Here is a 14811-nt window from a genome sequence, read left to right as displayed (position 1 = left end):
CGGGGACGGATGGAGCGCGAATCAGATCTTGCCGACGAGATCGAGCGACGGCTTCAGCGTCTTCTCGCCTTCCTTCCACTTGGCTGGGCAGACCTCGCCCGGGTGGCTTGCGACGTACTGCGCGGCCCTGAGCTTGCGCAGGGTCTCGGTCACGTCGCGCGCGATCGCGTTGTCGTGGATCTCGAGGGTCTTGATGACGCCGTCCGGGTCGATGATGAAGGTGCCACGCAGGGCGAGACCGGCTTCATCGATATGCACGTCGAAGGCGCGTGTGAGCTGGTGGGTCGGGTCGCCGACCAACGGAAACTGCGCCTGGCCGACGGCCGGCGAGGTTTCGTGCCATACCTTGTGCGAGAAGTGCGTATCGGTGGTGACGACGTAGACCTCGGCATTCGCCTTCTGGAACTCGGCGTAGTGCTTGGCCGCGTCCTCGACCTCGGTTGGGCAGTTGAAGGTGAACGCGGCCGGCATGAAGATGACGACCGACCACTTGCCCTTCATGCTCTTGTCGGAGACCTCGACGAACTTGCCGTTGTGGAAGGCCTGGGCCTTGAACGGCTGGATGGTGGTATTGATCAGGGACATCGGTGCTTCCTTCTGTGTGGGATGGACGGGTGGGCCGGGAACTGGACAGGCATCCTAGTCGCCGGAGGGATGTTCGTAAAATCGATTGATGGGATCGTAACGATTGATGAGAACTATTATTTGGTCGAGCCCCGCGATGCTGGCCATGACACCGTGAGCGGCCAGCTGGCGGCGCTGCGCCTGCGCGCCCGGGTGTATACCTGTATCCGTGACTTCTTCACCCGGCGTGGTGTGCTCGAAGTTGAGACGCCGATCCTCTCGCGCGCCGGCAACAGCGAACCCAACATCGAGAGTTTCTGCACGCGCTTCAAGGGGCCTGGCATCGCCGGTCCGGCCGAACGATGGCTGCGCACCTCGCCCGAATACGCGCTCAAGCGCCTGCTCGCGGCCGGCATCGGCGACTGCTACGAACTCGGCAGGGTGTTCCGCAACGGTGAGGCCGGCGGTCGGCACAACCCCGAGTTCACCATGCTGGAGTGGTACCGGGTCGGCTGGGACCACCGCGACCTGGCCGAGGAGACGGTCGCGCTGGTGCGCGAAGCAGGCATGCTGGTTTCAAAAAAATATGATTTATATTCCGTTAGTTACAAAGAACTCTTCGTGTCAAGTCTCATGCTGGATCCGTGGTGCGCGCCGGTTGATGAACTGCGTGCAGCACTCGGCGCGACGCGCATCGACCCGGAGGGGCTGGAGCGCGACGACTGGCTCGACCTCGCGTTCACGCACTGCATCCAGCCCGGATTTCCGCGCGACCGCATCACCGTCGTCCATGACTGGCCGGCTTCGCAGTGTGCGCTGGCCCGGGTCCGCCCCGGCGATCCGCCGGTGGCCGAACGCTTCGAGCTCTACCTCGGCCCGCACGAACTGGCCAACGGCTATCACGAGCTGACCGATGCCGCCGAGCAAGGCGAGCGTTTCGCTCGCGACCTTGAGCGTCGCCGCGCCCGTGGCCAGGTCGAGCCGCCCCTCGACGAGGCCATGCTCGCCGCCCTCCGCAGCGGCCTGCCGAACTGTGCCGGGGTCGCCCTGGGCATCGAACGGCTGCTCATGTGCCTCGCCGGCAGCGATGACATCCGCGATGTGCTGGCTTTTGCCTTTGACGAGGCCTGAACGACCTGACGGGACTCCTTTGAATCAAGAACACCGCTGCAGGAATCGGCTTCAGCCGTGATGCCTCGGCCGTACAACGCCCCAGAGCAACAGCATCACCCCAAAGCAAAAGCATCACGGCTGAAGCCGTTTCCTACGGCTGTTTCCTCTGTCGTTGCCTGTCCCGTTTCGGTCGCGCTCTGGGCATCGAACGGCTGCTCATGTGCCTCGCCGGCAGCGATGACATCCGCGATGTGCTGGCTTTTGCCTTTGACGAGGCCTGAACGACCTGACGGGACTCCTTTGAATCACGATCACCGCTGCAGGAAACGGCTTCAGCCGTGATGCCTCGGCCGTACAACGCCCCAGAGCAAAAGCATCGCCCCAAAGCAAAGCATCACGGCTGAAGCCGTTTCCTACGGCTGTTTCCTCTGTTGCTGCCTGTCCCGTTTCGGTCGCAACCAGATCACCGCAACAAGTGCCGCGACCAGCGCCACGCCGGCGGCAAGCAGGAAGGCCAGGCGTCCGTTGCCGTACTGCCACGCGTACCCCGAGCCGAGCGCGCCGAGCACGCCACCGACCCCGGAGGAGAACCCGTAGAACACGCCTTGGGCGTGGCCGTTGTGCCGCCCCGGGAAGTACACGGCGAGGTATTGCATGCTCGCGGCGAAAAACGCGGCGAAGCACAGCGCATGCAGGATCTGGGCGAGGGCGAGGATGGCCGGTTGCCCCGGCCACAGTCCGGTCAACGTCCAGCGCAGCGCCGCCGCCAACAACGAGGCCAACAGCAGGGCCAGTGCGCCGAAGCGGCGCAGCAGGCGCGCCGAGGCATAGAACATCACGATCTCGACCGCGACGCCGAGGCCCCAGTAGAGGCCGAGCGTGGCCGCGCGGTAGCCGTGTTCCTCGAGGTAGATCGAGAAGAACGTGTAGAGCGGTCCGAACGAAACCTGCATGAGCAGGGCGACGACGAAGAATGCGAGGACGCCGGGTTGGCGCAGGCGCTCGCCGAACCCATCCGATGCGGCTTCAGCGGGCTGATTCGCGCTCGGTGCGTAGTCGTTGGCGCAGGCGCTGGCGAGCAGGGCGCCGTACAGAGGCAGCATCAGCGCCGGCAACCACTGCACGGACACATGATCGAACAGCACGCCGAGGGCGAGGACCACGCCGATGAAGCCGATCGAACCCCACACGCGGATGCGGCCATAGGATTCGCTGCGCCCGCCGAGGTGGGACAGGGTCAGCGCCTCGAATTGCGGCATGACGGCGTTGTAGAAGAAGCAGAACGCGCTCATCGCGAGGAACATCGCCGCGAGGTTGAGCGGGAGCAGGAAAACCGCAAACGTGAGCAGCGTGAGCAGGCAGCCCAGGCGCAGCCACGTCACCGGTCGCGGCGAGCGCCCGGCCAGCCAGCTCCAGGTCGAGGGGGCGACGATGCGCGTCGCGTACCACAGGCTCATCAGCACGCTGATCGCGGCGACGTCGAAACCGCGTGCCTTGAGGAACAGGTTCCAGAACGGCGTGAAGGCGCCGAGCGCGGCGTAGTAGGCGAGGTAGAAGCCGGACAGACGGAGGAACGGGATCGGCGCGTGCGTACTCACGTGAAGTCGAGGTCCAGGCTCGCGCAGAGGTAGTCGACCAGTGGCGCGACCCGGTTCAGGTGCTCGACCAGATAAGGGTGCAGTTCGGTCGAGGTGGCGAGTTTCCCGGTGAACGCCGCCGTGGCGACGAAGTCCTTGCGTTTGAGGTCTTCGATGAGTTCATGGTGTGGTTCATAGCCGCGCGGCGGACGCACTAGGCTGGCGCCGCCGAGGGCAAAACTTGCCTGGAATGTCTTCGAACGTGTCGCCTTCTTCCACGAAGACGGATTGTTGACCAGAAAGTCGCGGATGCGCCGGGTGGTCTCCGGCTGAGGATGCCAGAGGCCACCACCGACGAAACAGTGCCCGGGTTCGATGTGGATGTAGAACGACGGCGCCTCGGTCTCGCGCGCGCGTTTGTGGAACAGTCGCGCGCCGGCCCAGGACTTGTACGGTGACTTGTCGTGCGCATAGCGCGTGTCGCGGTGGATGCGGAACAGCGAGCCACCCTGACGGCGCAGGTCGGCGACGTAGTGCGGGCTGATCCTCGCCAGCGGTGCCTGCAGGTCGGCGAGCAGGGCGAGGTAGGGTTCGCGCACCGTCTCCTCGTAGCGCGCGCGGTTCGCGCTGAACCACTCGCGCGTGTTGTTGGCAGCCAGTTCGCGCAGGAAGCGGAATGTGGCGGTCGTGAAGTAAGGGGTGGCCATTCGGGGCAGGGAGGGTCCGGCGTCAGAATTGGAATTGTGCCCGACCCCAGGCTTCCAGCGCGTCGAGCAGAACGTGCTGTTCGGGTGTTGCCGTCGTGCGCCTGCTGCGGATTGTCGCAAACCACTGTTCGAGCGTGAGCGTGGTCAAGGTCGTTTCGCGGGTCAGGCGCGACTCGATGAACTGCGACCAGCGCGACGTCTCGTCGTTCGTGAGCGACTGCGGCCAGTTGCGTGCACGGTAGCGGAACAGCAGTTCGGCATAGCGCGGGTCGCGGAAGCGTGGCGGTGCGAGGGCAAGTTGCTCCGGTGTCGAGCCACGCACTTCGCGCAGCAATCGACGATCGGCATCGGGCAGAAACCCCGAATACAGCGCGAGCTCCGGGTCGGGCACGCCCTCCGGGGTACTGGTGGCGAACACGCGTTGCAGCTTCGCGCCGAGTCCTTCGGCATGGCGCAACCGTTCGAGGTTGCCGAGTGCGCGCTCGACGTCGAGGCCGATGCGCATGGTGTCAACCGACTTCAGCACGCTCAATGGTGCAAGCGCCGGCGAACGGTTGGCGTGCACGAGCTTGAGCGGGATGCGCTCGATGTCTTCGGGCAGGTCCTCGCGGCGCGCGAACACGCGCTCGGCGATTGCTTCGGCATCCAGCTCGACCAGAGGATCCGGGTTGGCATCGAGATCGAAAACGATGACCGCGTTCGCATTGGTTGCATGCATGGCGAGCGGGGCGACCACGGCCAGGCAGCCGCGGCTGGCCGGATAGCGCGAAGACACGTGCACGACCGGCGTCATGTGGGCAACGTCGAGCAGCTCGAATGCGCGCTGCTTGCGGCGCAAGGCGAAGTAGTAGTCGAAGAGCCTGCGCTGGCGTTGATGGACCAGGCGGCCGAGGGCCAGCGTGGCTTCGACGTCTGACAGCGCATCGTGCGCGCGCACATGACCGAGGCCGTTGGCGCGCGCGAGATCTTCCAAGCGGAAGCTCGGCGTGCCGTCCTCGCGCCGCGGCCACTCGATGCCATCCGGACGCAAGGCCTGGCACATGCGCACGAGGTCGATGAGGTCCCAGCGCGAATTGCCGTCCTTCCACTCGCGTTCGTAGGGGTCGTGGAAGTTGCGGTAGAGCAGGTGACGGGTGAATTCGTCGTCAAAACGCAACGAGTTGTACCCGACGCCGCAGGTGCCTGGCGCACCGAGCTCGTCCTGCACAATCGCGGCGAATTCGGCCTCGATGAGACCTTCGCGCTCCATCTGTTGTGGCGTGATGCCGGTGATGAGGCAGGCATCCGGATGCGGCAGCACGTCCGCAGCCGGCTTGCAGAACACCATCACCGGCTCGCCGATCGGATTCAGTTCGAGGTCAGTGCGGATCCCGGCGAACTGCGCGATGCGGTCGCGGCGCGAATCGGCCCCGGTGGTTTCGTAGTCGTGCCAGAACAGCGTCGTCGCGGTCATTGACCGCATGCTACACCGTGCCGGCCGGTGGCGAGGCTTGGCGCGGCGTCATGCGGCCGCAATAATCGGCCCCATTCCATCCTTGGGGATTGCGATGTCTGTGGAACGCGCGCCGTTCGTCGGCGAGGATCACCTTGTCTGGATCGATCTGGAGATGACCGGGCTCGATACCGATGCCGATTCGATTCTCGAGATCGCCACGGTCGTTACCGACCGCGAACTCAACGTGCTCGCCGAAGGGCCGGAGTTTGCCATCCGCCATGACGAGGAACGCCTGCTCGCGATGGATGAGTGGAACCGCAACCAGCACCGCAAGTCCGGGCTGTGGAAACGCGTCCTCGAATCGCAGGTGGGTCTCGCCGAAGCCGAGGCGCTGACCGTCGAGTTCCTCGTGAAATGGGTGCCGCCAGGCAAGTCGCCGATGAGCGGAAACTCAATCTGTCAGGACCGCCGCTTCCTGCACCGCCTGATGCCGCGTCTCGAACGTTTCTTCCACTATCGCAACCTCGACGTGTCGACGATCAAGGAACTCGCGCGGCGCTGGGCGCCGGATGCGTACAAGGGCTTCACCAAGGAATCCGCCCACACCGCCCTGAGCGACGTGCGTGACTCGATCGCCGAGCTGCGTTACTACCGGGCGTTCATGGGCAAGCTGGGCGGATCACCGGACTGAAACTCTGGGAGTGGTTCATCCCGAGCATCGAATCTTGTGCAGTCCTGGTGCTGCGTTGCGGCGTCGCCGATATCGCTCGGGGAGCGGGAGCCAGGCAATCGTCCGCATCGTGGGATCCATTCGATGCGGGCGATTGCGCTGGACCGGTGCGGCTGCCTTCAGCGCACGAGCACGGTGATCAGCATGACGCCACGTCGTCGCTGCAGCGGACGGGTCATGGCGCGGCATCCGTTAGCCGGCTGCGGTGCGCGAGCAGGCCGTAGTAGAGCAGGGGAATGACCACCAAGGTCAGCGCGGTCGAAACCAGGATGCCGAACACAAGCGAGATCGCCAGGCCGTTGAAGATCGGGTCGTCGAGGATGAACAGCGCGCCGGCCATGGCCGCCAATGCGGTCAGCGCGATCGGTTGCGCGCGTACGGCGCAGGCGTCCACCACGGCGTCGGCCGGCGAACGCCCGCGAGCGAGCTCGTGGTTGATGAAGTCGACCAGCAGGATCGAGTTGCGCACGATGATGCCGGCCAGCGCGATCATGCCGATCATCGAGGTGGCGGTGAACTGCATGCCGAGCAGGGCGTGGCCCGGCATCACGCCAATCACGGTCAGCGGAATCGGTGCCATGATCACCAGCGGCAGCACGTAGTCGCGGAACCATGCCACCACCAGCAGGTAGATCAGGATCATGCCTGCTGCATAGGCCAGCCCCATGTCGCGGAAGGTCTCATAGGTGATCTGCCATTCGCCATCCCACTTGATGCCGAAACCCGTGATGTCTGCCGGCTGGCGGATGAAGGATTGCGCCAGGTGCTGCCCCTCGATGGCGCTGCCGGCAATCTGGTCGACGAGATCGAACATGCCGTACAGCGGACTGTCGATGCGGCTGCTTTCATCACCCATCACGTAGACCACCGGCAGCAGATCCTTGTGATGAATGGCGCCATCCCACGCCGTGCGCTGAACGGTCACCAGCTCGGACAGCGGCACGAGTCGGCCATCACTGCCGCGCACGCGCAGCGCGAGCGGGCCATCGAGCGTGGCCTGGTCCGAGACCGGCAGGCGCAGGCGGATCGGGCGCGGATACTTCGAACTGTCATCGATGACATGGGTCGCGTCCAGGCCAGAGAGGCCGGCGGCGATGACTTCGGCAATCTCCGACTGTGCAACGCCGAGACGTGCGGCACGCACACGATCGATGAGGATCAGCTCGCGCGGCGCATCGGCTTCGACACTGGTGTCGACGTCGACGATGCCTTCGGTTTCGAGGAAGCGCTGCCCGAGTGCACGACCGACCTCGCGCATGCGTGCATAGTCGGGACCGTAGATCTCGGCGACGATTGGCGACAGCACCGGCGGACCCGGGGGTACTTCAACCAGCTTGACCGACGCATCGTGACGCCGGCCAACGTCGGCCAGCAACGGACGCAGTGCGACCGCGATTTCGTGGCTCTTGCGTCGGCGTTCGTGGCGGTCGACCAGATTCACCTGCACGTCGCCGACGTTTGCGCCGGTGCGCAGGTCGTATTGACGCACCAGGCCGTTGAAGTTGATCGGTGCAGCGGTGCCGGCGTGAACCTGATAGTGCCGAACCTCGGGAACACGATCGAGCACGGCGGTGAGATCAGCCAGCAATGCTCCCGTGTCCTCGAGCGTGCGCCCCTCGGGCAGGTCGACCACGACCTGGAACTCCGACTTGTTGTCCAGCGGCAACATCTTCAGCACGACCAACTTGAAGCCTGCCAGGCTCGCGGCGAGCAGCACCAGCATCCCCATCGCCACGAACAGCAAGCGTCGGCGGCGCGCGCCGCTCCGGTCATCGAGGAACGGCCGCATCAACCGTTCGAACATTCGATGCAGGCGTGCGGCCATGGTGCCGTGGGCATGCGCGCTTGCGTCCTGCGCGTCGCCACCGCTGCTGGCGTGGCGACGCAGCAGTTTCAAGGAGAGCCACGGCGTTACCACCAGTGCGATGCCCAGCGACAGCAACATGCCGACCGAGGCGTTGACCGGAATGGGGCGCATGTACGGACCCATCAACCCGGAGACGAAGGCCATCGGCATCAGTGCAGCGATCACGGTGAATGTGGCGAGGATGGTCGGGCCACCGACCTCGTTGACCGCAGGCGGGATCGCTTCGCGCAGCGACAACCCGCCACGAGCCATGTGTCTGTGGATGTTCTCGACCACGACGATGGCGTCGTCGACGAGGATGCCGATCGAGAAGATCAGAGCAAACAGCGAGACGCGATTGAGCGTGAAACCCATCGCCATCGAGGCGAACAAGGTCAGCGCAAGCGTCAGCACCACGGCAGTACCGATCACGATGGCCTCACGACGGCCGAGCGCGAACAGCACCAGCAGCACCACCGAGCCGGTTGCGAACACGAGCTTGCGGATCAGGGTCGATGCCTTGTCGCTGGCGGTAAGGCCGTAGTCACGTGTGACTTCAACGTGGATACCCTCGGGAATGATCTGTCCGCGCAAGGCGTCGATCCGTTCCAGGGCGGTGCGCGTGATGTCCGAGGCATTGCTGCCCGGCTTCTTGGCGATGGCCAGCGTGACTGCTGGCGCAACGCCACTGGCAGGGCCTTCTCGACCCGGCGGCGCGCCGTGCCAGACGTAACTCGACGGCGCATCGGTGGCATCGCGCACGCTGGCGACGTCCTGTAATCGCACCGGCTGTCCGTTGGCCATGCCGAGCACGAGGTTGGCCACTTCGCCACGGTCGGCGAGAAACCGGCCCGACGTCACCTGCACCACACCATCCGCGCCGACACGCTCGCCGGCCTGGCGGGCAAGATTCGCCGCCTGCAAGGTGCCGGCAAGGTCGTGCACGGTCAGGCCATGACTGGCCAAGCGCGTCGCATCGAGCTCCACCATCAACGCGCGCTCCGGCGCACCGATCGTGAACACGTCGCGCGTGCCGGGGATGCGCTTGAGCTCGGTTTCCAGGGTGTGTGCGACTTCGGCCAGCTCGCGCGCACCACGTTGCGTATCGTCGGTCCAAAGGGTCAGCGCCATTACCGGCACGTCGTCGATGCCCTTGGGCCTGATGATGGGCTGGCCGACACCGAGATTCGCCGGCATCCAGTCCTGGTGCGAGTACACCTTGTCGTACAGCCGTACCAGGGCTGGCTGGCGCTTCACGCCGACCTCGAACTCCACGGTCGCCACCACCATGCCGGGGCGGCTGATCGAGTGGACGTGCTTCACCTCCTCGATTTCCGACAACAATTGTTCGAGCGGATACGTCACCATCTGCTCGACCTGGCGCGCGTCGGCTCCGGGGAACGGCACGATGACATTGGCCATGGTGACGTCGATCTGCGGCTCTTCCTCGCGCGGCGTGACTGCCACCGCAATCAGGCCGAGCAATAGGCCGATCAGCGCAAGAATCGGCGTCAGCGGATTGCTCTGGAAGAGCGCGGCGATGCGGCCGGAAACATCCAGCCGCGACGTGGCGTCCCGCGTGCTCATTTCATGCCCTTGCGTGCCGCCGCGAGCGCCTGCGCCGCGGCGACCGGGTCGGCGGCGATGGCCTCGCCCGGCCGCAGTCCGGCGATCACGTCGACACGATCGCCTGCATGTTCGCCGAGTCGAACCTGGCGCAGTGACAACCTCCCGTCCGTCAGCACGTATACCGCATTGACCTCGCCACGCCGGATCAGTGCCGCCAGCGGTACCTGCGCATACGTCGCGCCGCCCAGTGCGGGGAACACGACCTTGGCCGTGGTTCCCGGCACCGGCACCGGATCGAGGGGCGGCAGTTGCACGCGCACCCTGACTGTATGCGTCGCCGGATCGGCGGCGGGAAACACGATCACCTCGGCGGCTTCGACGCGACGGCCATCATCGAAGACGAGATCCGCCCTCGGCCGTGCGCGCACCTCGGCGGCATCCGACTGAGGAATGCCGACCTCGACGCGCAGGGCATCGGGCGAGAACAGCGTCATCAATGGTTGGCCGACGCCGACACTTTCGCCTGGCTCGACGTCGCGACGACTGACGATGCCAGGCCAGGGGGCGCGGATGGTGGTGTAGCGGGTCTGCTGGCCCGCGGCCGCGAGCTGCGCCCGCGCGGCATCACGCGTGGCGAAGGCTGAATCACGTGCGCGCTGCATCTGATCGAGCTGTGCTTTCGATACGTGGTGTGCCTGCGAGAGCTCCAGGTAACGGCGGTAGTTGCCTTCGGCTTCGGCAGCAACGGCCTCCGCGGCACGCAATTGCGCGCGCGCGGTGTCCACGCCGGCCTGCTGCTCCACAGCGCTCAGCCGAACCAGCACCGCACCCTCTGCAGTACGATCGTTCACGTCATGCAGCACTTCCGCAACGCGGCCGCTGGTCTGTGCCGACAGCGTGGCCTGGCGTACCGCCTCGACCACGCCATCCCAGGCGCGTCCCTGCGTGTGATCGGCCGCGCGGACCTCCAGCGTGTCCAGACTGCCGATCGTCATGACCGATACGGGCTCGCCCGAGCCACTGCAGGCCGCCAGCGCGGAGGCCAACAGCAAGGGCAGGGCAGAACGGCGGGCACCAATGACGCCAGGCTTCACGTCGGAGCCCTACTTGAACGCGCAGCCGCTGGACAGGCCGAGCTTGCGGAAAACGAACGCCGTCGGACAGAAGCCAGTGAAACTGGCCTGCAGCATGTTGGCGCCGACGAAGGCCGTCAGCCACAGCCACAACGGTGAAACATAATGGGCGAGCGCGAGGCTGACGAGGATCATCACGCCGGCGAAGGCGAGAATGGCACGGTCGATGTTCATGGTGATGTCTCCCGGGTCGTGTGATTGTCGTGCGTTCCCTTCGGCCATGCGTTCGGACTCGAAGGTGCCGGGGGTAGGGGCTGGGCGCCGTACCGCCGGTTGACACTAATTTAGTATCGTCTTATTTTAATTTCAACTGATATTCGGAGGGCCGCCATGACACGCACCGTCGAACAACTCGTGACCGAAGCCCGCGCACGTATCCGAGAGGTCTCGCCGACCGATCTGAGCAGCATGTCTCAAGGTGGCGTCGTATTGATCGATGTGCGCGAGCCAGGCGAATACGCGCAGGGTCACCTGCCGGGAGCGGTGAACATCCCGCGAGGCGTGCTCGAATTCCAGATCCACGCGCATCCGGCCATGGCCTGCGTCGCGGAAGAATCCCTGGCCAATACCTCGCGCCGACTGGTCCTGTACTGTCGCACGGGCGGTCGCTCCGCGCTGGCGGCCGACAGCCTGCAGGAACTCGGCTTCACCGACGTCCTTTCGCTTGCCGGCGGCTTCGAGGCATGGCGCAACGCCAATCCGGCGATCCCTACGGAGTGACGATGGCAACCCAAATCAAGACAACGTTCGATCTCTCGGCCATGCAGGCTCATGCCGGCGACGCCGCGCGCCTGCTGAAGGCCCTGGCCAATGAGAAGCGCCTGCAGATCCTGTGCCTGCTGGCCGATGGCGAACGTTCAGTCGGTGAGATCAACGACCTGCTCGATCTCAGCCAGTCGGCACTGTCACAGCACCTGGCCGTGCTGCGCGAGGAGAACCTCGTCAAGACGCGACGCGAGGCGCAGACGATCTTCTATTCGCTGATGCCCGGCCCAGGGGCGGAAGTGATGGGTGCCCTGCACGGCATCTACTGCGCGCCGCTGCGCACACGTGGCAGGAAGAGGGCGGCGTGATCGCATTCTTGACTTGGCCGCGCAGCGTGGAGCCGGCTACCCGCGCGGATTGCAGCCGGCGCGTTCAATTCGCCCCGAACTCGTTGCTCGCCCCGTCCCTGCAATTTCCTGCTCCATGACTTTCCCGACCATCCCGTAACGGAGACCCTCCATGTCAGCCACAACCTCCTACACCGACCTGACCCGCAATGTCTCCAGGAACCTTACGCCGCTGCGCACCCACAACGCCGATGTGATGCAAGGCTTCGGCGCACTCAGCAAGGCCGCGCTCGCTCCCGGCGCGCTCGACGAGAAGACGAAGGAACTGATCGCCATGGCGATCGGTGTCGCCAACCGCTGCGATGCCTGCCTGGGCTTTCATGCCAAGGCACTGGTCCGTCTCGGCGCTACAGCCGAGGAGTTCAGGGAGATGCTCGGCGTGGCCGTGTACATGGGTGGTGGCCCGTCGCTGATGTATGCCGCCAACGCCTTGGCGGCTTATGAGGAGTTCTCGGCGGCGGGGTGACTGTTGCAACCGTTGCTGCTTCGCTGCTCAACAAGCTGTCACCGAAAACTGCTTCGCGCCGGCTCGGCGGACGGCCAGTCTGGCTTCGCCGTCGCGCCTTGATCTGCGCCCGCACAGGACGGTCACGCCGTTGTGGGATTGATCAGGACATTCCTGGCCAGCGCGGTGGCGGCAGGTGCGGCGTTGCTCGTTGCCGGATGCGCCGCAGGCAGGGTGCCGCGCATACGAATTCCTGCCATGCGGCGAAGCGCGGCACGGCGGCGAGCAACGGCGCGAGAAGTATTCCGCGGCGATTCTGTATTTGACATAATATGCATTATGCGCACAATGACCAGCCAGAACCGGTTCCAGGACGCGCGCGCTCTTCCAAGTTGCCGTTGGCCCAACGGACTTCGACATTTTCACTGTCCTCGTTGTTCCCGGAAATCCGATGTGTGCCGCCAACGCCACAAATGCGGGCCAACGACGCAATTTTCTCCGTGCCACCGAGAACTGCCGTCAAAAATTGCGGGCCATTGGGAACGCAACGCCAAAAAATGCGGGCCATTGGGAACGCAACGCCGAAAAATGCGGGCCATCGGTGTCTGCTTCCAATCAATCGCCCTCAGTTCGGTCAACAAGGCACTCCAAATCGTCCAAATAACTAACCCGAAGTCGGCAGATACCCCAACAAAGCCCCATTGTTTGCCGCCGATTTTAATGTCCTATGAGCGCCCAAATTCGGCACTACGTTGGAGCTACTTTGATGCATACTAGCGTCGTGAACCGCCCCGGCTTTCGTGGAGGCTGTTTGGTTTAAGTCAGACCAGCTCGGCAACGGGCCTCTCGGCGAGTTGCCGGTAGTAGTTGAGGGTTGGCAGGGATTCCTGAGAAATTCGCAGTTTACGCCCCATGCCTTTGATTTTACGTGTTTTTTTATCAGCAAGGCGCTGAGGCCGCGAGGCGGCGAGGCGGCCTATTAGCTCAAAATATGGATATTCGGATTCGACTACGGGGAAGACATTCGATCACCACTCTGAGATTTCGCGCTGACATACGGAACTCGGATAGAGCGAGTCGAACTGCGAGGCGATTTCGTGTTGCAACGGATCGATACCAAGTGTCGCTGCCAGGGAGAACTTTGAAGCGATGTCTGCGCAATCCGTAGCAAAGGGAAATTGATTCGGCACCGCATGTAGCCTGCTGGTCATGAACGCCGATGAGTTTTGCCGACTATTGGAACCCGTTCTTGAAGATCACATCCGCTGGACAGCTGTAACCACCCAAGCCACTACAGGGATCGCTTACAGCGACACCGACCATCGGAAACTCCTCGACATCGCCGTCCCCATCTCCGTCGGAATCCCAAGAGTCGATCTTCGTGCCGATCACCCACTCGAAACCGTCGACCAGTCCATCGCCTACCGGACCACCAGGGAAACGCGGAGGGTCGTTGTCGGCATAGGGATAGGCGTAGCCCAGCACTTTGTTGCTGCCGCTCGGATAGGCTGCGGTATAGCCAGCGGCCTCGAACGTGGTGCGCTCGCTTTCGAGGAACGTCGCGCAATCGTCATCTGCTGTCTTGCAGGCGCGATACATCTTTTCGGTACCAGGCGGGATGCAGGCCGGCTCCACGGTGCATGGCTGGTAGATGTAGCCCTGAATGGTGCGCAGCTTGTACCCATCCGCATACGCCTGTTCGATATGTGCCGTCGTCGTGACGAGGATGTAGTCCCTATTCTTGGTGTTACAGCCTGGCGTCGGCGGCGTGCATCCGATCGGATAGTTTCGTGACCGGTCCATCTGGTAGAGCGGAACGAGCGCCGGCCATTCGGGGCGCGGTTTGTATTCCGTGGTGAGCACGTAGATCGCGGCGCGCGGCGTGGGCAGCGGCGTTTCGGCTCCCGGGTCGGGCGGGAATTCGTCATAGCCGGGGATCAGAGAGCCTTGTGTCTGATAGGCACCCGCCTGGTTGATCGCAATTGCGATTGCGAACTGGGGAGAGGTCGTGTCGGCATAGTCCTTCGCGTTGGCGCCGTACAGCCGAAACAGCGGAGTTACCCTGTTCTTCACGGTGCGCCCTTGAACCGTTCCGAGCATGCGCCGGGCTGCTGCGGCCGCATCGACGCGACCATGGCCGAACGTCGGCGTCCATCCTTGTGCGATCTGCGCCTCGAACGTGGTCTGCGCGAGTACGCTACGGATACCAGCCACATCGCCAAAGCCGAGAACGGGCTTGCTGGTCGTTGCGAGCGGATTGATCGAGCGCAGGATGCCGACCACGCCGGAGATCTGGGGGGCGGACATGGACGTGCCGGTGCAAAGGCCAAGACCGTCACCGGACGGCGTACCGAAGGAATCACCACATTCAAGCGTTGGTGCCCAGTCCTTGCCGGGATAGATCGTCGAGAAAACGGACTTTGCAGCAGCTACGAGTTCCTGCGGGGGCTCGCCGAAGTTGTTTGTATAGTTTGACCCGCATTCGCGCTCGCTTCCTGGGGTTGGGCAGAATGTCTGACTCCCCGGCGACTCATCCCAAAAAGCGATGTTCGGATCGTAGCCGCCTGCTGCAACTACACG

The 14811-nt window shown here is 64.1% G+C and carries 13 protein-coding genes and 1 pseudogene; 6 read left to right on the top strand and 8 right to left on the bottom strand.

Annotated features, from left to right (window positions below; all coding sequences use genetic code 11):
* Positions 1 to 21 precede the first annotated feature (21 nt).
* Positions 22 to 585 carry an alkyl hydroperoxide reductase subunit C gene (gene ahpC / locus KF907_RS13885; protein WP_291221294.1) on the bottom strand — a complete coding sequence of 188 codons (564 nt, stop codon included), beginning with the start codon at positions 583 to 585 and terminating at the stop codon, positions 22 to 24.
* 153 nt (positions 586 to 738) lie between these two features.
* On the opposite strand from ahpC, the gene epmA reads away from it, so the two are divergent.
* Positions 739 to 1695, top strand: a complete 957-nt coding sequence (gene epmA, locus KF907_RS13880) for an EF-P lysine aminoacylase EpmA (RefSeq protein WP_291221292.1) — start codon at positions 739 to 741, stop codon at positions 1693 to 1695.
* Between the two features lie 170 nt (positions 1696 to 1865).
* Positions 1866 to 1958 (top strand): annotated as a pseudogene (locus KF907_RS15460) (amino acid--tRNA ligase-related protein); the annotation flags it as partial.
* A 132-nt stretch (positions 1959 to 2090) separates the two neighbouring features.
* Here the strand turns inward: KF907_RS15460 and KF907_RS13870 are convergent.
* Genes KF907_RS13870 through sbcB form a run of 3 tightly spaced genes read right to left on the bottom strand, consistent with a single transcriptional unit; the run spans position 2091 to position 5414 of the window.
* Entirely contained in the window at positions 2091 to 3275 is a 1185-nt protein-coding gene (locus KF907_RS13870; protein ID WP_291221290.1) for an MFS transporter, read from the bottom strand.
* Entirely contained in the window at positions 3272 to 3961 is a 690-nt protein-coding gene (locus tag KF907_RS13865; protein ID WP_291221288.1) for a DUF2461 domain-containing protein, read from the bottom strand. Before KF907_RS13865 ends, KF907_RS13870 begins: the two co-directional genes overlap by 4 nt.
* A gap of 22 nt (positions 3962 to 3983) precedes the next feature.
* Positions 3984 to 5414: an exodeoxyribonuclease I gene (gene sbcB / locus KF907_RS13860; RefSeq protein WP_291221287.1), complete on the bottom strand. Its 1431-nt coding sequence runs from the start codon at positions 5412 to 5414 to the stop codon at positions 3984 to 3986.
* Between the two features lie 94 nt (positions 5415 to 5508).
* Between sbcB and orn the strand changes: the two genes are divergently transcribed.
* Entirely contained in the window at positions 5509 to 6087 is a 579-nt protein-coding gene (gene orn, locus KF907_RS13855) for an oligoribonuclease (RefSeq protein ID WP_291221285.1), read from the top strand.
* A gap of 214 nt (positions 6088 to 6301) precedes the next feature.
* On the opposite strand, the gene KF907_RS13850 is transcribed toward orn, so the two are convergent.
* The 3 genes from KF907_RS13850 to KF907_RS13840 form a co-directional block, all read right to left on the bottom strand.
* Positions 6302 to 9559 carry an efflux RND transporter permease subunit gene (locus tag KF907_RS13850; RefSeq protein ID WP_291221283.1) on the bottom strand — a complete coding sequence of 1086 codons (3258 nt, stop codon included), beginning with the start codon at positions 9557 to 9559 and terminating at the stop codon, positions 6302 to 6304.
* A complete protein-coding gene (locus KF907_RS13845; protein WP_291221281.1) occupies positions 9556 to 10536 on the bottom strand; it encodes an efflux RND transporter periplasmic adaptor subunit in 981 nt (326 codons plus the stop codon). Before KF907_RS13845 ends, KF907_RS13850 begins: the two co-directional genes overlap by 4 nt.
* A 108-nt stretch (positions 10537 to 10644) precedes the next feature.
* Entirely contained in the window at positions 10645 to 10848 is a 204-nt protein-coding gene (locus KF907_RS13840; protein WP_291221279.1) for a YgaP family membrane protein, read from the bottom strand.
* A 156-nt stretch (positions 10849 to 11004) separates the two neighbouring features.
* Here KF907_RS13840 and KF907_RS13835 point away from each other — a divergent pair, with 156 nt between their 5' ends.
* The 3 genes from KF907_RS13835 (at position 11005) to KF907_RS13825 (ending at position 12252) form a co-directional block, all read left to right on the top strand.
* On the top strand, positions 11005 to 11394 hold the full coding sequence (locus KF907_RS13835; protein WP_291221277.1) for a rhodanese-like domain-containing protein: 390 nt from the start codon (positions 11005 to 11007) through the stop codon (positions 11392 to 11394).
* A 2-nt stretch (positions 11395 to 11396) separates the two neighbouring features.
* On the top strand, positions 11397 to 11747 hold the full coding sequence (locus KF907_RS13830; RefSeq protein WP_291221275.1) for an ArsR/SmtB family transcription factor: 351 nt from the start codon (positions 11397 to 11399) through the stop codon (positions 11745 to 11747).
* Positions 11748 to 11898: 151 nt separating this feature from the next.
* Complete coding sequence (locus tag KF907_RS13825; RefSeq protein ID WP_291221274.1) at positions 11899 to 12252, top strand: carboxymuconolactone decarboxylase family protein; 354 nt, start codon at positions 11899 to 11901, stop codon at positions 12250 to 12252.
* A gap of 1212 nt (positions 12253 to 13464) precedes the next feature.
* Here KF907_RS13825 and KF907_RS13820 read toward each other — a convergent pair.
* On the bottom strand, positions 13465 to 14811 hold a 1347-nt coding region (locus KF907_RS13820), incomplete at its 5' end, for a S8 family serine peptidase (protein ID WP_291221272.1).

The organism is Dokdonella sp. (assembly GCF_019634775.1).
GTDB lineage: Bacteria > Pseudomonadota > Gammaproteobacteria > Xanthomonadales > Rhodanobacteraceae > Dokdonella.
The sequence above is the reverse complement of the archived record's forward strand: the minus strand, read 5'-3'. Positions and strand labels throughout refer to the sequence as shown.